This window comes from Mariniflexile sp., assembly GCF_041583155.1.
Classification (GTDB): domain Bacteria; phylum Bacteroidota; class Bacteroidia; order Flavobacteriales; family Flavobacteriaceae; genus Mariniflexile.
This window is the reverse complement of sequence record NZ_JBFHGK010000038.1, coordinates 15,711-40,878: the sequence shown is the minus strand read 5'-3', so window position 1 is coordinate 40,878 and position 25,168 is coordinate 15,711. Positions and strand designations below refer to the sequence as shown.

Here is a 25,168-nt window from a genome sequence, read left to right as displayed (position 1 = left end):
CTTGGCTTCATCCGCTTGTTTTTGCTTTGCTAATGCTTCAGATTTGGCTTTAGCCTCCTCTACAAGTTTAAGTCTGGCGGCTTCTTCGGCTGCTGCTTTAGCCTTGGCTTCATCCGCTTGTTTTTGTTTTGCTAATGCTTCAGATTTGGCTTTAGCCTCCTCTACAAGTTTAAGTCTGGTGGCTTCTTCGGCTGCTACTTTAGCTTTTGCTTCATCCGCTTGTTTTTGCTTTGCTAATGCTTCAGATTTGGCTTTAGCCTCCTCTACAAGTTTAAGTCTGGCGGCTTCTTCGGCTGCTGCTTTAGCTTTTGCTTCATCCGCTTGTTTTTGTTTTGCTAATGCTTCAGATTTGGCTTTAGCCTCCTCAACAAGTTTAAGTCTGGCGGTTTCTTCGGCTGCTGCTTTAGCTTTAGCTTCATCTGCCAATTTTTGTTTTGCTAACGCTTCTGCTTTGGCTTTAGCCTCTTCAACAAGTTTAAGTCTTGCTGCTTCATCGGCGGCTGCTTTAGCTTTTGCTTTAGCCTCTTCAACGAGTTTAAGTCTCGCTGCTTCTTCGGCTGCTGCTTTTGTCTCAGCTTCTTCAGCTAATTTTTGTTCTACTGATTCTTCTGATTTAATTACAGGTTCTGAACTTGTAGATTCTGCTACTTTATTTTCTGCTGCGCTGTTACCTTTAGCTTCTTCTATGGCTTTCAGCCTCTCTTCTTTTTTAGCCTCTATTCTAGCTATGGCTTCAGCTCTAGCTATGGCTTTCTTTTCTGCTATGGCAGCACGATCTACCTTGGCTGTGGTAGTTGTTGTGCGTTTTCCCGAACTTCTTTTATAGGATTTAGAAGGTGCAAAAAGTGCCGTTTCTTCATCATCATCGCTATAATTATAACGATCTCTTTTACTAAACTTATATGCTAAAGTTACTTCATGAGAATTACCGAATTCCACCATTTCACCCATTTCTTTTTCAAAATTATACTCAATAGCAATTTGTTTTGTGATGTTTAAACCAATTCCGGCAGACAAACCATACAGCGTATTGTATCCTGCTTGCCCCCATAATCCTTTAGGAATATTAAGCATCATAATACCTGAAATTACAGTTTGTTCTCTTTTAAATTCCGACCATACCAACCCAGAAAATTTACTGTTATCAAAAAAACCTCTGCTTTCCACGTAGCCCGTGTACATAACATGAGCTTGTACAGATTGCTCTGGGTTGTCTTCAATAATACTAGAAGTTTTTATATTATAGGCCACTAAATTATTCAATGAAACACCGAAATCTAAAAAGGTAGTTCCGTAATTGATCCCTGGGCTAATGGTAGCAATCATATTAGAAGGCATATTTTCTAAAGACGGATCTGAAAAATTAGTAATCACGTTAGCCTCGTTAATACCACTTTTGTAAAATGCTAAATTTAAACCAAACGTTAGGTTACTATCTCTATCCAAAACAACATTTTGAGCATAATTAAGTATGCCTCCAAAAGTGCTTAAAACTCCATAATTTTGTTGAAACAAGCCAATACCAGCCCCTGTGTTTTCGGCTAATCTTCCTGAAAAACTAAATAAATAGGTTTCTGGCGCATTGTCGAACTGCACCCACTCCCGCTTATTGGTAAAACTTAGGTATTTATTTTGCTCTCTTACAAAGCTAAAGGTCGGATTTATAGCATATTTATTAAACTTTAATGAATTTCTAACAGGAATTGAAAACGCAACAACACCATCCTCTTGAGCATGAATTGTCTGCGCTAAACAGATAAATATAACTATATATAATAGCCGCTTTGTCATGTTATTTTACGACCGTAATGGAGCCTTTTCTTGTTTTATTATTAGAAGTCGTTATAACATAATAGTAAACAGGATTAGTGTCCTTAAAATTGATTTCATTTTGAGGCCAGTTATTTTGATAATTGGTTGTTTGAAAGACAACTTTTCCTTGTGAACTAAAAATTATTACTTCGGTATTAGTGCCGTTTATGTATTCTTTTGGAATAACCCAAGTATCATTATGTCCATCGTTATTCGGACTTATTAAATTTGGTATATTTTCAACATCAGGAAATGGTTCGGTAACTGAAAATTCAAATTCACTTGTAGCCCTACATCCTTCTGTTTGGGTAATAACCACTTTATACTGTCCCATTTGTGAAGCATCATAACTATTATTGGTTTCTGAAGGAATAATAGTCCCATTTAAATACCATTCAAATTGTGGGCTAACGGCATCGGTTGTAACAGTTGCTGTCAAAATTTCGCCTTCATCAATCGTATTGAATTCAGACACATCTATACTACTAACAAACCCACTATTCTCTAAATTAATTGAGGCACTTGCATTACAAACTCCTAAATTAACAACAACAGAATATAAGCCAGCTTCATTTGTTTCATACATTTGATTGGTAGCGCCTGTAATTGTTTCACCATCTCTATACCATTGATAACTATTACCTTTTATAGCGCTTAGTGTAGTTGGTCCTTCACTACTACAATACGGGTTACCAAGACTCGAACTAATAGACGAAGTAGTACCTGAAGTTGCTTCACTTATAGTAACACGATTTGAATAGGAATCGGATGTACAAGTACCATAGTTAGTTTTAGCAAAATAAGTTCCAGGGGTATTTACTGTTAAAGTTTCTCCTGAAGCTACCAAAACAGATGAGGTGGTTCCTGTTTCTTTATACCAATTATAAGTTAGAGAAGGATAGTTTAAAGGAGAATCATTATCGGTTAAACCGGGATTATCAATTGCCAAGATATAACTACCACCAGCACAAAAGACACCTGTTGGAATCAAATTGTTTATTGAAAAAGGTTTATCTTGAATTTTATAATAAGCCGCAAATGCATTTGATGCTACACTTGTAGCTATTGGCGCCGTACTTTTTATTCTTATTTTATAGGCTTCTCCACTAGTAGTTTCGGGTAATTTAAAGTTTAGAGTTGCAGGCGAAACCGTAATAGCCCCTGGCACAGAGGTAAAAACGATTGTTGGACTGGTAAAACTTCCGGAAGCATCTGAAAGTTCAATAACAAACTGATTTGTAACATTTAATCCAGTTTCAGGCGAAAATGTAAACGTAGTATAATAGGTGTTGAATGAAGAACTCGCACAAGCTTGACTAAAACCTAATGTTGGTTTTCCTATAATTATTTGTCCTTCAACAGTTTTTGTGCAGAAAAAAAATAAAACAAAAATGTAAATAAAAGTAAAATTCCTCATTCGATATTATGTTCTTATGTAAAAAAACTTCTAGAAACTATATCGTTCTAAATCAAATAATTAGAAAAGAAATTCTTAAATATTAAAGTTTACAAACAAGATAATATACTAGAGTTATTCCAATTTTATTTTAACATTATAAGCCGTTATTTAATTACTTATTCCTAAATCTTCTTGTGCATAACTAGCATCTTTTGATGCTATTATTTTATTAATTCTTAACCTGAAATCTGGGCGTTTTTCATTTGAAAAATCTATAAAAGTTTCAGCATTGTTACTTTTTGAATATACATTAAAGAAGGATGAATTTCCATACCAGTTTTCTAAATCCTCATTATTAGAATCGTTTTCAACAAAAATATTTCCTTTACAATTGTTAAAATACATATTTGAAAATCTTATTTTCTCTAAATTTTCCTGATTAATAACAATGGTATTTTGTATTATAACGGCTGGATTAAATCCAGAAATAACACTTTTATTCATATCCAGTTTAGAATTTTGACCAACATACACCGCCTCTTTTACCAAACCTTTGTCAATGTCTGATTTTAAGGCTTCACTATCATTTAAAAAAGTTAAATTCATAGCCTCTACATTAGTTGCTTTTTTAGTGAAATCAACTTCTTGTTTATTTACATAAGACGCTACTTCTAAACATCTAGTAGCATCACTACCTGAAATATATGGTGAACGAATTGCCAATGAGTTATCTATTTTACATTGCGCTCCATAATTAAATTTAAAATCGCTACCATTTGATCTATATGAAACCAATTTATTTAAATTGACTTCACCTCCTAAAACTTCAAACGAATTTCCTCCGGAATAACTAACCATTACATTTTCCAAAACGGTTTTGTTTCCTACACAAGCCAACAGTAAACCATCAAAATAGTTATCATTTACAACCCTTCTACCTGAAAATTCAATTCTTACATATCTTAAAACACCAGAATTACTTTCAACATTAGTACCGCCATAATTTGTAAAACCATAAGATGCCTGTTGTAAATCTTCATACATAGAAGCAACCGAACCATTACCAAATTTATTGGTAGGTGCATCCCCTAAAATGATAATACCGCCCCAATCTCCAGATCTTTTAACACCTCTGCTAGACGTAAAAATAATTGGATCGGTTTCTAAGCCATTAGCGATAATTTTTGAACCTTTGGTTATGGTTAAAGATGCTTTTGAAGTGTAGTCTGCTAAAATAACCGTACCAGGTTCTATTGTTAATGTCGCATTATTAGTAACAAACACACTTCCTAAAAGCATGTAGGTTTCTCTTTTTGACAGCCTCGTATCTTTATCAATATTTCCAGTTAATATTTGGGTAGGCTCATCGTATTGTTTTTGGTTCGGTTTAAACTCAGTCCAGTTATATAACCAGTTGCTTGCTCCAATAATTCCCTTTTCTTGTTGTGCCATTACATTACCTATCATGAAAAGACACACAAACGCTATTTTAGTAAAATATCTCATAGCTCTAATTTTTTGATTTAAAAATAAATACGATTTTTCGACGTATCATTGCTCAAATTTACTAAAAAATCCTTTGAAATACCGAATATTTCGATTAAATGCATGAAATTTTAATATTTAGATCATTTCAAATCGATGAACTACAATTTAACTTAGTTAAACATTGCTCCTTTAAAAAGTCTTCTGTAAATAAATTTTTATAAATCATCCATTCTGTAAAAGAAAAAAATCAACCTTATAAAGTTTAAGATTGATTTTTAAATTTTTGGTTGAAAATTTAGAATTTAATGAAATCCATCCTCAACACTTTAATTATAAGCGCTAAACTCATGCAAAGACTTCATTATTTCTTCGAAGAAAATAATTGCTGAAATTAATTTACTTGTATCTGAATAAGGTAAAATACGTTCATGAAACTCACTGGTTGCTTTTAAATAATCATCCGTAGCATCAAACTGATTGTCCAATATTTTTCTATTATCACTATCGTTAGGAATTCCCAGAGTCGTCATTGTAATTCCAGGTTTCGTAGCAAAAGCAATATAAGGAAGCGTTTTTGTTAAAACTTCAATACGTTCGCTATACAGCGTTAGAAGTTCCCCTTTTTGCATTCGGCCTAATTCTTCTTTTTTATGATATTTTTTAATGGCTACTTTTTCGTCAATAATACTTTTTGGTTCATACTTTTTTTGAGCAAAACTTACTCCTGCTATTAAAAATAAAAGAATACTAAATAGAATAATTTTTGTTTTCATAACTACGATTTAGGGATTTTAAAATACAAATTTATGCAATTAACCGTTAAAAACAATCGTTTTATCGTATTTATTTCTATTTATTTACGTAGTAAAAGTCATATAGTCATTATGGATTATTGATTTAATAATTAAAAAAGTCCTAAGAAATAAGTCTTTACGACATGAAGTATAAACCATTCTATACAGAATTACAACCCAAAGTTGCTTCTATTTATAACCAAAACTCTTTGAAATAAGCCTTTACACCAATTTTTGTTGGAAGTATTTCAATTTATAAAAGGAGATTAAATAATGGTTTACAAAAAGTAATATCACGTTTTACCAAAATGCAATTGTTCGTGAGGCTCTTTTAATCAATTGTGCCGTGTTTTTAACATTGAATTTTTCAATCAGGTTTTTTCTATGAGAAATAGCTGTATGGTTACTAATAAAAAGTTTTTGTGCTATTTGTTTAGATGAAAAGCCATCGGCCACCAATTTCAATACTTCTTTTTCTCTAGGTGAAATTAAGGCAACTATGTTTTCTTCACATGTTACATTATTATTGTTAGCTATATGAAGATATTGATTCATTTTTTCCTTTGAGGTAACATCAAAAAAATAATGAATCGATAGCATTTGATTTTCTATGCTATGAAGCAACATTTCATGTCTTAAACAAATATTTTCCCCGCTTTCATTTAAAATACGATACTTCATAACAAATGGTTCTTGAAAATACGGTTCGTATAACAAATTATTAATACCACTTTTTACTAATTCCAATTCATCTCCCTTTATTAATGAATACCAATAACTCCAACCCTCTTCTTTAAATTTATCTACATGAGCTCCCACAATTTTACTTAATGCCTTATTGATATAAATTACCTTTTTCTCTTCTAACCAATAAATTAATACTTGTAAATTATCAAGACAATTAATGGCATTTATTAAATTAGAAATTTTATCTAAAAAAATGTCATTTGCAGTAGTTATATAACTTTTATGTCCAATATTCCCCCCCATAAAGCAGTTTTGTTTTAAATATTACTATTCAAAAAAATATGTTATAAAAAACAGATTCTTATAATGATACCCTAAAATGGCATTTCATTTATAAAAATTTAGGGAGATTAAAGTCTATATCTTTAATACAAGGCATGACCCTATAAAAAAAACAGTCGCACATTGCTATTTATCTGCGACATTTAGACATTAAGTTATTGAATGCTAAATGTACTGATTAATAAGTATTTAAACAAGTGTTACACAAAATTAAATAGAAAAATATTACAAATTAAGTGATTTTCCTTCCTTTTGATATTCCTTTTTTATGCCCTCTAAAAGGTAGGAATGCTGAATATCACTATGCTTTTCAGCAATGGTTTTTAAGCAGGCGTGTTGAATGATATTAACAATGTTTGCTCCAGTTATTTCATGCTTTTTAGCCAAAGTTTCCAATGAAATTGATTTTTCTAAGGGAATTGACTTGGGTAAATTGTTCTTCCAAAGCGCTAAACGCTCCTCGGATGTTGGCAATTCAAATTCAATTACAGATTGAAATCGCCTTGTAAAAGCAGTATCTATATTTCCTTTGAAATTTGAAGCTAAAATAACTAAACCTGGATGCGCTTCAATGCGTTGTAATAAATAAGAAACTTCTTGATTGGCATATTTATCATGAGCATCTCTTACATTAGTTCGTTTTCCAAAAAGAGCATCGGCTTCATCAAAAAACAAGATCCAATCTTTACTTTTGGCCTTATCAAAAAGTTTAGAAAGGTTTTTTTCTGTTTCTCCTATATATTTGGAAACTACCAAGGAAAGGTCAATTCGATACACATCCCGATTTGTATATTTTCCAAGTAAATTAGCCGTTAAGGTTTTTCCTGTTCCAGGTGCACCATGAAACATAACTCGGTAACCTGGTTTTATTCTGCTTTTCATTTTCCAATCATTCAGTAAAACATCGTTGTATTTTAACCAAGTTTCTATTTCTTTAATATGGTCTAAAGTTTTAGAATTTAATATTAAATCGCTCCATTCTAAATCTGTATCAATTAATTCTGCTGGAAAATTAGCAGACATTTTTGGTTTTGAAACTTCGCCTGTGGTAAATAATTGCATGTATTCATTATCGAGGACTAACAATCCACTTAAAACAGGCTCTCCATAAGGAGCAGGTGCTATATCTACAATATTATTTTGTACGAGTTTATTATTAAACTGAATCCATTTAATGGCCTCTAATCTTTTTTGAGGATTATTACCCGCTAAAATAAATACAGCAGTTTCAGCAGTTGGTAAAACACCTCTGTGATTCTTTCCTTTTACACCACCAAACTCAGGAAATTCACCACCAGCAGGAAAATAATCTGAAATTATCCCACTAAGAAAATTAGGTTGAATGTGAGGAACCAAAGCTAATAACAACACAAAAACCTCATCTTCATTTAACGCTTCTTCAAGAATAAAACTTTCCAAAACCGATTTTGAAGCTTTCAATTTTGGAAATTCAACAACTTTAGATACATTCCTTAATTCAAAAGAAAGTCGAGAATCTAATCGATTAAAAAGGTAATTGAAAAGCATATTTTAAAATTGGTTTTAATTAATTTATGAAACTTATATAAGCGTAGTATATTTCAATCTAATGGTTGCTTAACTAATCTCTAAAAAGAAATACAACCTTTGATGGTGTTATTTACTTTAACAATTAAGTTTCATAAGTATATCGCTTGCTTGTTTTGAAAATAATGACTCGTTGCTACTTATATTTTTTAATGTATTAATAGCATTTTTATCTGATTTATTAATTTCTAATAAAGTTAAAGCTTTGTAATAATTGGCCTTCTCATTACTACTATCCTGGTTCAAGATAAATTCGAAGATTTCCAATGCCTCTTTTTTATAACCAAACGCTAATAATGCAACTGCTTTGTCTAATCTAATAGGTGTGTTATTTTTATCTAATGTTAATATAAAGTCCCATTGTTTAATAGCATTTTTGATATCTGAAACACCAAGATAAATTGCAGCTAACATTGCTCTAAAAGATTGGTTATCTGGCTTTATACCAACACTTCTCTTAATTGCCTTTTCGGCAAGGCCAAAATTCTTTAAATGAAAATGTATAAGAGACATATAATACCATGTTAAATCTCTGTTTTTCTCAAATTTTTCTGCTTCATAAAGTGCTGCTAATGCACTATAATATTCACTAAGTTGAATAAGATCTTTTGCTAATTCTATAATAAATAAAGGATCTCTACTATAATTATTAATTACAGTTTCCCAAACTTTAATTGATTCGGAAAAACGTTTTTGTTTCTGATATAATGACCCTAAGCTTTTATAAGCCATTAAAGAAGTTGGGTTGATTGCTATACTCTTTTTATATTTTTTTTCTGCCTTCTCAAAACATCCTTGATTAGCCAAAGCATGTCCTAAATTAAGCAAATAAGAGTCAGATTCCTTTTCATTGATGGCATTATTGAAATAAGTTTCTGCTTTTATAAAATCTTGTTCTTGCAAAAAACACATTCCAATATTGTTTAAAGTAGCTGGAAAACTAGGATTTATTTCCAATGCTTCCATATATTTATTTTTAGCATCTTCAAATTTTCCATTTAAAAATAATTTTACGCCTTCCTTGTTTAATCTTTCAACTTGGTTTATCATAATCGTAAATTTTAAAAAATATCATCTTTTATATCTCTAGCGAGATCTACAGCCATGTCTACCACATCTAATTCTGGATAAATAACTTCAATATCATCAAACGATATGTCAAAAGGTTGATCTTCCTGGTAATGAACTGGAAACACTAATCCAAACTGAATATCTGGTCCCCAAGAAAAAGAGGCCAGATTGTATCTCCACGTTTCTGATATTGAAAGGAATCCGATGCCCAAACTCGCCCTTGCGAAGGCATTTATATCAAAAATGAACTTAGGGTTAACGGTTACTCGACCTTCTGCATCTAAAATAATTCCTGTTTGCGGACTCCAGTTAACATCCACCGATGCCAATGCCTCTCCTTCAAGGCCTAAACTACCTGCTATTTCTATACCACCTGAAAGACTTGCAATAGCAACACTTAAACCAAGTCCAAGATCACCTCTTAATGTTAATCCAGCATCCGCAGGAATTCCGAATTCACCATGACCTGTTACAGTAGTCTCCTCTTCTCTTTCTGGATTGTATGTAATTTCTGCTGATAAGTTCCTTAATTGACCAGGACCGAAACCAGCTGTAAAATCTAATCCTCCACCAATTTGAGCTACCAATCCAAGACTCCTAGGCCCTAAAGGAATGGCAAACAATGGAATCTCAATAGTGGGTACCGTGAATAGGTTTCTATTAAACTCTCTTCTCGCAAACACATCGTAAGTATCTGTTGCCAATCGTGCCGTTACTTCAATTTCTCCATTTGGTAAGAGTTTAACCCCTGCTGTAGCAGCTAACCATGGAGTAAGTTGTAAAGTCAAAGTTCCACCACCATAAACCCGCATAGTATCGTCGGGTTCGCCTGTTGGTTGCCCATCCTCGTCTATAGTTCTGTTTGTAGCGCCAACTTCAATGGAGCCACTTAACATACCTCTACTATAGGCAGCGGAGCCCTCTATTGTTAGCGCTCCATTATGGTAAGTTACGGTTAATGATGTGCTAATTCCAGGAATATCTGGAATTGCTGTACCTGAAACAAATACATCATAGTTCTCTGCGCCTTCAGCTTTTGAAACTCGAGCTTCCACATTTCCACCCTGGATTCCTGGAATATCATCACTGAGATCGAAATTACCGCTTATGGAGAAGCCTTCATCACCATAATTCACGCTCATAGTTCCCCTTTGAATGCCCGGGATGTCTAGTTCAGCCTCTCCTGTTGCTGCGAAATTACCTTCGCTATATGTGGCCGTTATAGTAGCATTTTTAACACCTCTTACTTTGCCTTCGGGGATGCCTATTTCTCCGCCAATAGTCCAGATATTGTCTTTATATTCTACATTTATCTCGGCAGGATCGAACAGTTCTGAATCGAAATTGAATGCTCCTTCAAGTTCGAAACCACTTCCTGTTGAAGCTGAAGCACCGATAAAACCCGTTCCTACATTGTTTATTCCAAAATCTACGCTCCCAACAATTCCCAATCCATCAGTTCCAAAAGATACTTCTAACGATGCTTGTTCAATGCTAAATGGTGATGGAAAATCAAACTCTTGTGCTGTAAATAATTTTCTCATCCTTATACTATCTCCATCAATAACTATGTCGATATCCGCATTTCCAATTAATGGAACAGTGGGTAAGACCTTTCCAACCCCGTAAAAACCATTTTCTGTTAGATCTATTTGATCCATTCGAATAGGACTCATTCCTGGAAGCCTTAAACTTTGAATAAGTGAATTTTTATTAGGTGTGTTTTCCCAATCGATATAAAACCCATATGTGCCAGGAATTCGACCTAACTTTAATTCGAGTACAGGGTTTTCTGAACCAATCATATTGTTACTGGTATTTCCACCTGAGTAATAAGCATGTACCAATAAAGTTCCTGCATCGAAATCTGGTCTTTGTAGTAAATCAACCCTATTTAACCAATTATCTTCTGGATAATCTTCGGGTATAGGCAGGCGGTTTCCACCAGTAGGAGACGCAAAAAGAGCAGGGTCATCTTCGGTTCCCATTGCACTAACCTCCGTGCCAGTTAGAGCTCGAATTTTATTTAGATGCTCACCACGTGATATTTGACCAAAATCCCAAAATCGCTCTGGGTTTCCAGACACACTAAGATTGAATTCGTATTCGGCAAATTCAAAGCTAAATTGCAAATCTCCCAAAAACTTATTCATATATTGTTGTGGGAGTCCAGGTCTTGCTGGAAGATTTGGTTTTTCAGTTCCAACTCTATCTTGATAATATGGATGGGCAAGAACATCATATAATCTTTTGGCTCTTCTGTTTAATTCCCACATGATTTTGGATCCAGAGCTACCGTTTGCCGAAGCCTCTAATAGTTCATAATTACTTACCCTGTTTTGACCTCCCAATTGCGTCTCAAAAACGTGATCAACTTGAAAATTTGTAGGATTGCCTCCACTATCCCAACTTGGAATTTCAGCTCTTTCTAGAAATTGAGATTCATCACCAAAAATCAATAAGTTTTGATTTTCGATACCTTTAAAAAAGTAAGTTCTGTCCGATTCATTTTCTGTACGATTAAACCCTCCACTTGCTCTAGCTTCATTTATTTTGTCTTCTGCTCGTCTTTGAACACTACCCCTGATATTGTTTTGCCATTCTTGCTTTTGAGGATTAATTGGGTCAACCTGAGTTGTTGGAACTGTTTGACCCGCTTCCTCTAATTTTTGAACATCTTGTAGACGTATTCTAAGATTATTAATTCGTGCTTCGTTTCTTGCTTTGAATCGTGGCAAACTTAGTATTGGTAAAGTAATTTTTGCTTCACGTTGGTTGAAATTAGAAACGAGACCACTTTCGCTAAAAATAAACTCATTATTATCCTCGGATAATGGAGTTACACCTTGTGGAGGATCTACTACAGCTGTTTCCGGAATTACAGCTTCGTCACCTCCATTCTTCTGTATCATCTTAGGCTGCACACTGGCCCCCTGCTGCACCGTATGAGTAAGTTCATGCGCCAACAAATGCCTTCCAGAATCACTTCCTGGGTTGTATTTCCCCTCATTAAAATAAACATCACTACCATTGGTAAATGCCTGAGAGTTTAATTGTTGATTCATCTGGACTGCATTGCTATCAATATGAACTCTAACATTGCTAAAATCTGTACCAAACCCAGACTCCATTTCACTTTTGGTATTCGTATCTAACGGGCTACCACCTCCTTTTGAATTGTTTAAAGTGCTTTCAATAGAGGCAGTACTATTACCTTCACCTCCATCAGAATGTTTTTGTAAAGTTTGAACATCTTCTTCCTCTTTTTCCTGTACGTCCTCTTCTTCTTTTGTTTGCAAATCTTCGGCAAACATGGGTTGAATAGTGGTTATTGGTATTACCGTTGGACTCTCTGGCTTTTCCTTAAGTTGAATCCCAGATGAAATACCATCAACTACAGGTTTTTGCTGTATATCTTCTTCTGATTGTTTCTGAACGGATGCCTTGGAAGAAAAAAACGGTGTTGGCTCATTCCCTTTGGCTACAATTTGGTCTGCTGCTTTATCCGCTTCAATTTCATACCTATCTCCTAGCTTACCCATATTCAGTTTAGGCTGAATAAAGCTGTCCCGACCATTATTAATAATTGACGGGGAAGCCTTAGAAACTTGTGTATTACTTTTAGCAGCAAACATAATGGGAGTTAAGTAACTAGAATTAGAATTTTTGAAAGGACCACACTTATTACTTTATTTTTAAAATGTCCTAGGCTTATTTTACTCACTCCTGCTTTTTCTAAACTTTTCAATACAAGAATGTCTTTCTGGCTTTGTAGTAACCAAGCTAACTCGTCTTTATCAATCTTTCTTTGAGAAAACAACAACGCCCATTTTTTCAATTTTTCTTTAGAATGAGCCAGATACGCCTCCATGTCTGCAATTATATCTTTTCCCTGAGTACCGTATTGCGCTTTGGCTTCGGCTAAAATCTCTTCTTTTAATTCTTTAAATAATTTATCGAAATCCATAATATTTTTTTTTAGAGGTTATTAATAAAGGTTGCTAATACATTTTCACTTTTTTTATCTTTCTTCTCTTCAAATTGAATTAAAATATTGAAGGCTTCTTCTATTTGTGGCTTTGCTTCCTCAATAAATGCTGGATTTAAGGTTCCTTTATTTTCCCAAAGTTTAAGGTAACTTCCCATCAGTTTATTTTCATTTCCCATAACCTCCCACATTTTTACTGTAATTTCATTTTTGGCTTTTCCTTTTTCATATAAAACCATGGATTGCATTTTATTTCTTAAATCGTCGGCTTTTAATTTGTATAGCGCATATTCCTCATGACTGTTATCCATTAAACTTAAGGCCTCTACTTTAGCCTCTATAGTGTTGGTGTACGTATAATGGTCGTAAAGACTCATACAACTACTTAGCATGATAGCTACAAAACATAGTATTACTGATCTCTTTAGTGTTTTCATAGTTTTGATTTTTTAAATTAATAATTAATTAGAATATTACTTGCCTTGTTGAATGGTATGCGTTAACTCATGTGCTAACAAACGTTTTCCTTCCGCTGAATTTGGATTATATTTCCCTTCATTAAAATAGATATTATTGCCCCGAGTAAATGCCTGAGCTCCTAATTCCTGACACATTGCTGCCGACGCCCCATCATTATGAATCTTTATATGACTGAAATCTGTTCCGAATTTTTGTTGCATTTCAGATTGTATAGTATCATCCATTTTGCTGCCTGTAGAACTATTCTTTAGGTTATTTTCAATTGAAGGTTGTTTTACTGGCTTATCATCGAATTTTGTTTGTATTGATTCTTCATCCTCCTTCATTTGAACAGCTTCCTCCTCTTCTTTACTTTGAATTGCCTCCTCTTCTTCCTTAGTTTGTAAAGCTTCTTCTTCTTCCATTTTTTGAACTGCAACTTCTTCTTCAGAAGATTCCGTTTTTTGAACAGCCTCGCCGGCTCCCGTTTTATTTACTACTTGGTCCGCCATTTTATCGGCTTCAGCTTCATATTTGTCGTCAGATTTCCCAATTTCTAATTTAGTTTGAACTTTAGGTTTAATAAAGGGGTCGCCAACTACTCCTTGGCTTGGTGGTGGTTTAATATAGCGTCTTCTCATGATTTTAAATTTTAATTATTTACCAATTGGTGTATATTATTTTATCCATCCATGGGAGTTTAAATAGACTGATTCCCCATGGAAGTTTATCGACTAAAATATCCTGCGTTTTTCGTTCTATAATTACTTTTGGATTATCGTCTTTAAAACACAATTTACCTTCGCGCTTCAAAAATTCGTGTCGTAACAAATCTGTTGAAACATTTCCTAGAGAACCCCAATTTTCTATTATTGATTTTAAAAGTATTTCTACTTGGTTTTTTATGGTATCCGATAATTGTATGTGCCTATTTATACTTTGCGTTATTGGAATTCCACAGATAAATTTTTCGAATACCATTTCACTTTCCAATTGCTGTTCTTCTTTAGTGGCCAGATAATGCAATGTATGCGCCGCCATTTCTCTATCTGTAAACGCATAACTATCGTCCAGAAGCCCACAATGCTGTAAAAACCGTGGTATATAAGGATGCGTAATAACAAGTCCTGCATTTTGAATGTAATATGAGGCATCTGTTTCTAAAACCTCCTTTTCTTCTTCAAAATTAAACGTACTGAAGGATTCGTTTTTTATTTGATGTGATGTGTTTTCCTTGGAATTATCTGTATCAAAAAACTTTAATTTATTTATTTTGTCTGCAAATTCATATCCAACCGATTTCACAAATTTATCTGCTGTATCAGCAAGTCCTAATTGATTACAAATTGATAAAATACTTGAAATTATAGTTTCCTTTTTTTGTGAATTTCCCTTAAATTGATTTTGTAAAACGCTACTGATATCCGCTTTTCTTAAACTAAGTAATTGTTTCAGGATAATTAAGGTAATTTCTGCAAAGGCAGGCCTGTTTTTATCATTACTTCCTGAAGTTAACACCAATTCATTATGAAGTTTTTGAATTAAAACAGATTCATTTTTTGATAGTAAGTAATCAATAATTAAAACCCAAACAAGCGCTCTTGATGGAGTAGTTAGTTGTTTTAGTTTACCAACAACTTGCTGATTTACAACACTTATTTTTTCGTCTTCATTAAACACAGCTCGTAATAAAAACTGCAATTCTTTGTTTGAAAATTGAAGTATGCATCGCTTTTTAGAATTTGCTTTTTTAAGCAGTTCTTTTAGCTTGTTTTGAAGCGATGTATTGGTTGCAATGTATTTAAATCCTTCAATTGTAAAAAGTGAACTTACCTCTATAGAATGCCACCATGGTAGGTAGCCATGCTCAATAAAAAACAATAATGAATTAACTTCCCGCTCTTGAGTATCAATCAAAATAAGGTTTTTAGACTCCGATGGCGACTTTAAAATATTTGCTATTTCATAAATAAGCTTTTCTTTAACTTCTGTTTTAAGAGCTTCAAAACCATTCGTACTACCCACATTAATTTCTAAATTTAATTTTGGAATATGGAATATTTTGGGAGGAAGCAAATGCTCTATACTCGAAAAGTAATCTTCTAAACTGGGCAAGAAATCATCTTTAAAAAACACAGGCAGATTATCTTTTAATTCATAGCCAAGGCTAGTGCTATTGGTATAAACTTCTAGAACAATTTTATTAATGCTATGTTTTTGATTTGAAATCATATGTATGCAAAATTTTAAACTAATACTTTAATGTATTTTGATTTTGGATTACCAGTCTTTAAAACAACTATTCCATTATATTATTAATAATGTTTTTACTGCACTATCAATACAATCCTCATCGTTCCCAATATTAATTTATTTTATAAATTCATTTATATTTATCTATAATTCATCATGTTATATTTTTTTTTATTATCTTTATGCTCAAGTTCAGAGATGAATTACTGGGTTTAAGTTCAGTAGATGTTCATGTGATAGTTAAGCAAAGCGATAGACAATAGACTTGGCAATATGTTAAGACAAAATGTAAATTGTAAAGCAAAACAAAAGCAAAGAAGTTTCAGTAATAGGACCCATTGGGTATCATTCGTGTTGCAAATTAAAAACGACTGATACCCTTTTTTTTGTTCTATTTTTAACCAATTTTTCATCTTATATCTGTATTGCATTTTCACCACTCGGACTTCCGAAATAAAAATCGGCTATTGTTTTATACCTTTCAATAATACTATCAAATTCCTCTGAATAATTGGTGCCTGTGATATAAATAGATAATTTTGTAACTCCAGTTTCATTGTGTAATAACTTTCTAAGGTTTACAAAAAGTACAATATCGTCATGCGTGTTTTTACGATTCTTTTTATGATGAGATAGCATAAGATTATCTACCCATAGTCCATTCACCCAATCGCCATCTAATTGAAAGTTGAATTCTCTTGTTAATCCGAAATCAGTTTTAATTTTAGAAATACTCGAACGAATTTCTTTAGGCAATTGTTCTGCTGAGGTAATCATTCTAGTTAATCCTAATTCTCTTATATCCTTATTATTAATAAGTTTATCGCGTAAAGCATACCATTTTGCCCACTTATCATTGTAAGTACCATAATCGTCGTCTTTATTAATAGGTGCAATTGATGCATGAAGTTTTTCATAAAAGGCAGCATTATGACCTTTTAGGCTGCGACATCTCATGGCATCTGGCCTAAACACTTTATTCTCTCTAAACATTCCGCTATTGCTATAAGTATAAATCGGGTTCCCTCCTAAAGTAGCATCCCGTAAACGGATTACATAATTATCTTCTTTAGCTCGTGTTATAACAAAACGTTTCTGACTTTCATTAAAATCGAAAACAACACCATTTGAAAATCTTGTATTCAGTGCATCAGTAATAGCATGCATTCGGCGAAGAAATATTTGATTTAAAGGAATATTTATACGTGTTGTTCTACTAATTAAAGGCACTCCATTAATTTTATACTCTATAACATCTAACACGTAATCTTTAGGCATAAATTTATTTCTACTTTGTGTTCCTTTTATACTCCTAGAAAGATTGTTTAAGTATTTAAGTGAACTTATCCAAGGGAAGGTACATTCCATTAAAGAACAACATCCTTGTTCTTTTTCTTGTTCTTTTATTTTATAAGAAATACAAAAATCTGCTACTACCTTATTTGAATTGGAAAGCAAGATAAACGTACCTCCCTTTTCTACACCAGCCTTATAAGATATGGAAGGATGCTTTTTTACAAAACTTGCAAACGCATCTGAATCTAGATCCAAATTAAAAACCAAACTGTCAAAGTCTAGTCCTTTTTCTATTTTTATAGAATCAATGACATCGACACACTTGTCAGGGTTTTCTCCCAAATACCCCTCTATTCTATAAAAATCTAAATTTGGAACTTCATAATTCAAGGGGTTTTGAACCCAACTTTCTAAGGATAAATTTGTTTTGTGGTAACTTAAGTTATAGCCTTGTTTATAATTAAACGTTTTTTCAAAATCCCAATGTTTTAATAAACTTTTATCCACATCATAATACACTGGTATCGCTTTTCCTCCTAACTCACCACTCTTTTTTGAGGGTGTTATAACAATACCGTTGGTGTTTTTTAAATTAAAATTTTTTAATAATAATTGTACACGATTAATAAGTGAATTTACTTTTTTAGTTAATGAAACATTATTAGTATTGTGTGTGGGTGAATAATAAAAATCATGTCGTAATTCTGGATATTCTTTAACTGACTCTAATCTGCCCAAAAGCAGATGTTTTGGAAACGCATTAATATCAGGACTGCATTCTTCCTTTAATTTTAAAAGTAAATTAAGTATTTCATTGAAGGTATCACTAATATTTATGACTTGAGAATATCTATATTGAACACCGTATAAATCTGTAAAATTATCCAATTCATCTATATATTTTAAAATTGCATTTTTACTAGAATCCGTTATTCCCAAAAGATTAGAAAACCCTTCAAAAAAATCATTGTAAGCTTTTTTTAAACTATTTTTTGCTGCTGTTATTTTAGATTTATAAGAAACCGCTAACTTATCATAAGAGGAAATATTATTATTACCCCCAAAATTACCATTAAGAACTACCCTTTGAACAGCCATTTGTGGAAGTGACAGTATTTTTTCATAAATATTGTGTTTGGTAAATAAAGTATCTAAGCTAGCAATAGTTACTGCATCTTCACTAGAAACCAACAATACTCGCAATCGTGCAATTTGCTCAATACCTTGGTTATCACAATCTAGTGCTGTACACAAGTCCCCTTCTTTTGGATAGTTTTCAAGGTAAAGCAACACCACTTTATCTGCTAATCCTTCTAATTCATTCAAATTTTTATAACTACCAGTAGTTACATCGATTTCCGATTCGGCAAAAATTTCAAAAAGCTTTATTTGGGAGGCTTCATTATAGAAAAAAGGCTTATAATTAGCTTTATTGTCTTGGAAATCGCTATAATGCGTATAGGTCTTATAGTCTTCACTAAGTAATTGCAATCCCCTATTTTGAGTTTCATTCTCCTCTACAGGTATTTGCTCCATTAAGGTTATTAAATCCCCATCTGTTGTAATTCCAAAGCCTTTACCTATCGATATCGCTTTTGTGGTAGTGTTGTGTATTACCTTAAAACCACAAACAATCCCCACACCACTTAATGCGGTTCTAGACAGATGATCCTGATCTTCAAAATAATCTAAAAACTCATTTAGCTGGCCTTTTGTAAGCACTTGATTATCACTAAATTTACTATACTGTGTTGTTATGGTAGTTAGCTTTTTCATCGGAGTATTATTTATAGTGTTCCAATATTCGTTTGTCCTAATATTATTTTTCCTTGCAGATTATCGGTTTCATCGTCGCAATCTAAGAGACGGCCTACTGGGTAAATAGTATTTAAATTCCCCATGGCAATTATTAGAGGTTCTAGTTCTTCTGGTTGTGTATCTCCCAACGTTGTTTTTGCTAATAAAAAAGCTTTATACTTGTCTTCAAATTCTGCTAAGTCGTTCAACTTATCCTTTGTGCTTTCTATATAAGCCGTTTTTATTCCATCAAAATAAGTTTCTGCTTCTGTTTTTTGTGCTTCCAATGCCAAAATTTGCTCAGCTTCATTTTCTGGTTTGGGTTCTGTACCTTGAATCTCTTTTATCTTCTTATTAAGCTGTTTCAATATTGATTCCTTTTGATTGTTAATTTCTTGTAGACGTAGTTCTTTGTTGTTATCTAAATCATTTTCACGATAACCAACCCAACATATTTTAGGAAGGATATGTGCTGGTAATTCTTGTTTAATAACCATCTCCATATAATTCCTGAAATCTGGATTAGAAAATCTAAAGGTGTATCCTGGCATAATAATGCTAACCCGATAAGAATAAGGATCGATTCCACAAACATCTTTACAATTATCTGTGCATATTGGGAGAAAATGAGCCGGTGATTCTTCTGAATGATTCGGACGAAGCAGAATGTGTTCTACTAAAAAAATACCTTCTTCTGTAAACGTGAATTTCATAAAAAAAACTACTTCTAATATTCCTTTTTTCAGTTCCGAAATTGTATTAAATATTTTTGGACATCTCGCTATACTATAAGCATCACTATCAACAGGTTTATTTTCATCAATAATATCAAATGAATAAAGACTTTCTTCATTGGCATGCAACCTTATATTACCAACAATGGCATTATTAAGTGCTTCTATACCTTGTTTTATCAATTCATTAAATAAATTTTCCACCAAATTTTCTGAAGTTTGAACTACCAACAAAACGGCCGAATTCATGCTTTTATGCAGAGCTGTTAAGGTTTTAAATGCTTCCGTAGAAGTTAGAATTTCGATGCCCTTATCATCATTAATACGCCATTTAAAAACCGTATTTAAATCTGAATTCTTAATAGAAAAAACATCAGCGTACGAAGAGCTTAATTTCCTTCTTTTATAGTTTTTTATTCCTAATAACCGCGCTATTCTTTTCTGTACTCCCGAAATATTACTGGTATTCCACAGATGTTCTTCAGATTGTTTGTAATAGTTAAATGCCGCCCCTCTTTCAAGGCCCAGAGCTTTGTAATCGTTTAAAAAAGCCTTTTTATTAGATAACACAATCTCGTTAGAAACAGAACCATAAAGCGTTTTCATTAAGAAGGCATATTCTCCAAATTTTTCGGCAAAACGTGCCAATAGGTGATCTAATATCTTGTTTCTACGCTCAATGTGATTATCCTGAGCATTGTAGAGAAGCTTGGTTAAATCATCATCATCCTTAGGATAATTATTTACAATTTCATCCAAACCTTTAATATCTGTAAGCACTTGAGTAAAATAGGTTTTATTAAGATTACCTTTTACGGAAAGCAACTGATTTACCTTAGATAAATGCTGAAAATAACTCGCTAAAATTTTATCAAAAAATAGTAAATAGCCTTTAAGTTGTTTGGCTTGCGATTTCCTTTCTTCGGTTACCCTAGCAGCTAAACCTGATTGACCGATACCATAAGTTTCAGGAAAATCATTCTGAATACTAGCATAGATTCCTGAGTGACGAAATGTACTTTCGGGAAAATTAAGATCTTTTTCATTCTCTAATATTTCGTTGCCCAAACCAGATTCCTCTTCCAATTCTTTTTTATAAGAAGCAACTTGACTTTTATTAATATTTAAAGGCAAAACACCTTTAAAAAAACTAAAGGTACTTTTATTACAAAGTATGGGTTTTTTGTTCTCATCAATGCAAATTAACCACTCATTTAGTAAAGGTTTTTTTGAGTCGCAATGACCTATGGAAAGATCTTTTATCAACTTTACACCTTCAATATTCATGATTATTTTCATGATATCAGATTTCCGAACTTCACTTCGTAATTTGGCAGCTTTTAGTTCCTTCGGGTCAATAAATCCTTTTTCTAACAAAGGACCATCAAATATTTCATCTGGTGTGTAGCCTTTAGCTAGCATTTCTTTTATAGAATAAAAACGCAATGCACTTGAAAAATAGTTATTAATCGCATGTTCTACCTTAGCATAAATTAATTCCTCATCTGCTTCTGAAACTAATTCAATACTGGCACATACTGAAATTGGTTGTGTTCCTATTGCAGTAATTTTTATGAGGTCTTCACAAAGATTTCGATTGTTATGATAGACTTCACGAATTTCAACGCTAATTCTATCCATTTCAATTTGCCTTTCATCATGTGCTAAAGATTCATCAATACCCTCAAAATCTACTAGAATATTATAGAGGCCTTTAAAATTATATTCTTTTATAAATGCTTTTGGAATCTGTTCAAAATCGGAAGCATTGTAGGATAATTTATCATGCTTACAATTTACATAAACGGTTTTCTCTGCTTTTGTTAACCAACAATTTCTAACGCCTTCAATATTAATAAATAGTTTTCTATAGTCATCTTCGGTGACTGGTTTGATAGGAAAAACTTCTGATGCTTTAAAAAACTGACTTTCCAATTTGGACTCCAATTCTTGTGATGCCAACAAATCGTTAATGGGCATTTCAATTCTGTTACCTAAATCTGTAATGGCGTAGCATAACATTTCTAAGATGGTTATTCCGGGGTCGTGAGAGTTAAAATCAGTCCATAAACTACCTCCCAATTCTTCAACATATTGTATACCCAAACTACGCAGATAATGAAAATCCAAATCATCTTGAGTTGAAACGTTTTTTGGTATTGCTATATGTTTGTTATTTACTGACATATCTGGTTTGTTTGAGGTTTTTCACCTTTACAAGGCGTTAAATCAGTACTTATTTCATGTATTTTTGAGGACACCAAAATAGATCTTGGATTAGTAGGTGAAACCACATTTTTCAAATCCTGACCATTGCTGTTTTTTAAAATTACATTTTGTATATAATCCACATAAATCAATTTTTCTAGGTAATCAATCAGTACACTTTTATGGAGATCTATACCAAAAACTATTTCTTTAGTTGTATCAAAAGCCCAAGGAGAAAGGAATTTTGTTATATCCAACTCTAACTGCTTGCTATAAAATGTTTTATCATAACCTTCATGAAACTGAACTTCAAGTGCTACTTTAACCTCTTCGTACCTCGGGTTGATTACATTTGTATTAATATGCAGGGTATTGTGCTGGTTTATAAACATTTTTATTCTATTAATTAATCCTTTACTCACTCGTGGTTGATAGTTATCAAACATATTTTTGTTTTTTGTATCAGGAATTACAATTAGCGTAACGTTTCCAGCTGCCACATAACAATCCATTGCAGTGTTGTTTTCTACAGGAACATTTGTATGATTTAAACACTTAATTTTATATATTTCAGGAAACTTCTGAAGAATTAAATGCTCATAATCCCACATAGTTATCGCTCGGTTTTTATGTCTTAAACGTTCGCTAATTCTTCTATAAAAATTTTCATCTGTTTCTTCTGGAATGCCTCCAAAGGAACTGTATGGCTGTGAGACTCCTTTAACTTGAGGTACACGTGTGATTAATTTTTTAATAGTATCTGCTGGAAGCCCATTCAAAAGGTGTGAAAATTCATTACTTCTATTGTCAAAAGTCGACAAAACAGCCTGTGTATGAATATTAATCACTTTACAAACTGCATTGTAATCTTTGTGCATTTTTGCTCGAATCCAGATATAACCTTCAGGTAAACGCGTATTATCGCTTGTTGCTTCTCTAGGAATTGTGAACTTAATAATTCCCGAGCTTAAAAACTTACCTGTGCTATTGGTTAAAATATCATCTTTTAAACTTTTCCATTTGTTTCTGCATAGTACGGCCCATTGTATATCCTCTTGGTCTTCGAATGAATCTGCCTGTGGATTCTCACTACCTTCTAACACTTGAATTAGAAGTGCTATGTTTTGCAAAACATGAGCGTCTGTTAAGCCAATGAACAACTCGCCTCCTCCACAATAAGTTGGAACTAAACGGGTTTTAACTTGTGTCGTATCATAAGCATCTTTAATACCTTTTATTTGAAGCTTCGTTTTTAAATAATTATGCTCTTCGCATTGTCCAAAAGGATGTATATGAAAAAGTTTAATACGTTCTTTTTTATAAGCTTCTTCTGTGTTCAAATACTCTAGAGGATTCCCTTGATTAATAGGCAATAATTGCTGCTTTATAATTCTAGTTTCCTCTGCTGAATAATTTAAAGTTATTGCTTCTGCCATTGGCACATAAGGCTGATTTGGAATTACAATATCATTGATGCCTTCTGCCGTAATAGTTAATGCGTAAATATGAGGAAATAACTCTTGAAGAAAAGATTCGTTTAGAGATAAACGCAAAGGACCAGCCTTATTTATTGGATAGTTTTCACCTGGATTATTAAAAGCTAAGTGGCATTTATATCCTAATTTTACTTTTGAATTTTTATCTTCATCAGCAAGAAAAAGAATTTTCTTTTTTTCTACAACATCCCATTCTTCGGAATGAAGAATGGCAGTTTCTGCTGTAAAATAGGCGTCACTTTTTACAATTTTATTTTCGGCAATAAGTTCTTTTTGTAAGGCAGCCCTAAAAATACTTACTTTTCCTCTAGAAATACTTGGTTTTAAATAAGCTTCATACCAGCTTACAAAATCGTCTGGTGTATTCTTCCATGAAAAATTAATGGTAATATTTTTCCAAGCCTTTTTAAAAGCTTCTTCGTAATTTATATAAAAATTAGACTTTTTAATTGGTTGAGATGTAAAAGGAAAGAACGGTTTTTCAGCTTTTAAAATGCCATTATCATTTTCAATATGAAGCGATTTTGCTTCTTTAACATCCACATTTATTTTTATGGTATGTAATGTTGCATTTCCTAAGGCTCGAAAAAAGTTATAACCTTCTGGTAGCGCCATATTAATATTAAAACGAAATACAGGAAAAGTAGTATTGTATTTTTCAATTAAAACCTCGTCATTATAATTTACAATGGCCGGAATGTCTTTCCCTAATTGAAATTCAATTTCTAAGGTTTTGGATGAAGTGATCGTTGTTTTTATAAAAGTTGCCACATCATCTTTTGCTAATTCTGATACATCTATCCATTCCTTTTTTCCGCTACCAAAAATTGAAATGACCTTACTAAAATCTCCTATTTCTAAATTTGATTCTTTCCATGTCGTTTTTGCGTTATTTGTTATATCAGAATCAAAGGTTAAAGTTATTGTAACAGTTCTTTTGCCTTCTTGAAGTAAAAACATAGGAGAACTAATGGCAAAACCAACGGTAGCATCAGGTAATTCTTTGAATTTATTTTCTGTTGATGGATACCCAAATGGTAACCAATAAGGCATTTCTTTGGGTAATGGCTCTTCAGCTCCATCTAAAGTGTTCGCTACGCCACTCGACTTTAATTCTTTAAGATTTAAATCGTTATAAATTGTTTTTAAAGAAGCAACCATGGCCTGATTAGCTATCAGTTCTTCTGATGTTTTATATATTAAAGGCGTACCATTACTATCTTTATTTGCATTTAACTCAGAATTTTCGGCAATTTGAACTTGAATGCTTTTTTTTGCCAACTCAAAAAGCACATGAACTTTATCAGGAATGGCTGCTCGCTTATTTACCTGTAAAACATTCTTAAAATAAAAATCTAGATGCCGCTTCGTTATTTTATTAAATCGTTTCTTAGTCTGCTCCAAAAGTTGTAAAAAACACACAAAAAGGGTAAGATGTGGTGTTAATTCTCCTGCTTCTTTAAAGGAAGAAAGCACTTTTGAAATTTGTTCTTTTTGAAGATTATATTCTTTGATTTCGCTTTCACGGGAAAAAATATCTGTATTTACAAAATCGAAACAATTAAAAAAATCCTGCCAGTCACCATGCGGTGTATTGCTATCTGAAGTTTTATAATAATTAACATGCTTCGCAAAATTATAAGCAAAAAGAATCCAGTCTTCAACATTAAAATCGTTCAACTCAAAATTTTCAGGGTTCAGTTGGGTTATAAACCGTTCATTTTGACTTGTACCATGTCTTTTTAAAACCTTATCTATGTTGTTACAATTGCTCATTT

General features: G+C 32.7%; 15 protein-coding genes. All 15 read right to left on the bottom strand.

What is annotated here, in order from left to right:
- On the bottom strand, positions 1-1,791 hold a 1,791-nt coding region (locus tag ABYI63_RS13355), incomplete at its 3' end, for a PorP/SprF family type IX secretion system membrane protein (protein ID WP_372756913.1).
- 1 nt (position 1,792) lies between these two features.
- Positions 1,793-3,229, bottom strand: coding sequence for a gliding motility-associated C-terminal domain-containing protein (locus ABYI63_RS13350; protein WP_372756911.1), 1,437 nt, complete (start codon positions 3,227-3,229; stop codon positions 1,793-1,795).
- Between the two features lie 150 nt (positions 3,230-3,379).
- Complete coding sequence (locus ABYI63_RS13345; RefSeq protein ID WP_372756909.1) at positions 3,380-4,717, bottom strand: hypothetical protein; 1,338 nt, start codon at positions 4,715-4,717, stop codon at positions 3,380-3,382.
- Positions 4,718-5,025: 308 nt separating this feature from the next.
- A complete protein-coding gene (locus tag ABYI63_RS13340; RefSeq protein ID WP_372756907.1) occupies positions 5,026-5,472 on the bottom strand; it encodes a hypothetical protein in 447 nt (148 codons plus the stop codon).
- Positions 5,473-5,793: 321 nt separating this feature from the next.
- Positions 5,794-6,483 (bottom strand): response regulator transcription factor, encoded by a 690-nt coding sequence (locus tag ABYI63_RS13335; protein WP_372756905.1) that lies wholly within the window; start codon positions 6,481-6,483, stop codon positions 5,794-5,796.
- A gap of 264 nt (positions 6,484-6,747) precedes the next feature.
- Complete coding sequence (locus ABYI63_RS13330) at positions 6,748-8,049, bottom strand: ATP-binding protein (protein WP_372756903.1); 1,302 nt, start codon at positions 8,047-8,049, stop codon at positions 6,748-6,750.
- A 117-nt stretch (positions 8,050-8,166) separates the two neighbouring features.
- Positions 8,167-9,138, bottom strand: coding sequence for a tetratricopeptide repeat protein (locus ABYI63_RS13325; RefSeq protein ID WP_372756901.1), 972 nt, complete (start codon positions 9,136-9,138; stop codon positions 8,167-8,169).
- Between the two features lie 11 nt (positions 9,139-9,149).
- The gene (locus ABYI63_RS13320; protein ID WP_372756899.1) at positions 9,150-12,794 is read right to left on the bottom strand and encodes a DUF4157 domain-containing protein; all 3,645 of its coding nucleotides are present in this window, start codon (positions 12,792-12,794) and stop codon (positions 9,150-9,152) included.
- 8 nt (positions 12,795-12,802) lie between these two features.
- The gene (locus tag ABYI63_RS13315) at positions 12,803-13,126 is read right to left on the bottom strand and encodes a hypothetical protein (RefSeq protein WP_372756897.1); all 324 of its coding nucleotides are present in this window, start codon (positions 13,124-13,126) and stop codon (positions 12,803-12,805) included.
- Positions 13,127-13,137: 11 nt separating this feature from the next.
- On the bottom strand, positions 13,138-13,584 hold the full coding sequence (locus tag ABYI63_RS13310; RefSeq protein ID WP_372756895.1) for a hypothetical protein: 447 nt from the start codon (positions 13,582-13,584) through the stop codon (positions 13,138-13,140).
- Between the two features lie 36 nt (positions 13,585-13,620).
- Positions 13,621-14,247 (bottom strand): DUF4157 domain-containing protein, encoded by a 627-nt coding sequence (locus tag ABYI63_RS13305; protein WP_372756893.1) that lies wholly within the window; start codon positions 14,245-14,247, stop codon positions 13,621-13,623.
- Positions 14,248-14,266: 19 nt separating this feature from the next.
- Complete coding sequence (locus ABYI63_RS13300) at positions 14,267-15,838, bottom strand: contractile injection system tape measure protein (RefSeq protein WP_372756891.1); 1,572 nt, start codon at positions 15,836-15,838, stop codon at positions 14,267-14,269.
- 435 nt (positions 15,839-16,273) lie between these two features.
- Positions 16,274-18,931, bottom strand: coding sequence for a hypothetical protein (locus ABYI63_RS13295; RefSeq protein ID WP_372756889.1), 2,658 nt, complete (start codon positions 18,929-18,931; stop codon positions 16,274-16,276).
- Between the two features lie 11 nt (positions 18,932-18,942).
- Entirely contained in the window at positions 18,943-21,873 is a 2,931-nt protein-coding gene (locus ABYI63_RS13290; protein WP_372756887.1) for a hypothetical protein, read from the bottom strand.
- Positions 21,864-25,166 (bottom strand): baseplate J/gp47 family protein, encoded by a 3,303-nt coding sequence (locus ABYI63_RS13285; RefSeq protein ID WP_372756885.1) that lies wholly within the window; start codon positions 25,164-25,166, stop codon positions 21,864-21,866. Before ABYI63_RS13285 ends, ABYI63_RS13290 begins: the two co-directional genes overlap by 10 nt.
- Positions 25,167-25,168: the final 2 nt, after the last annotated feature.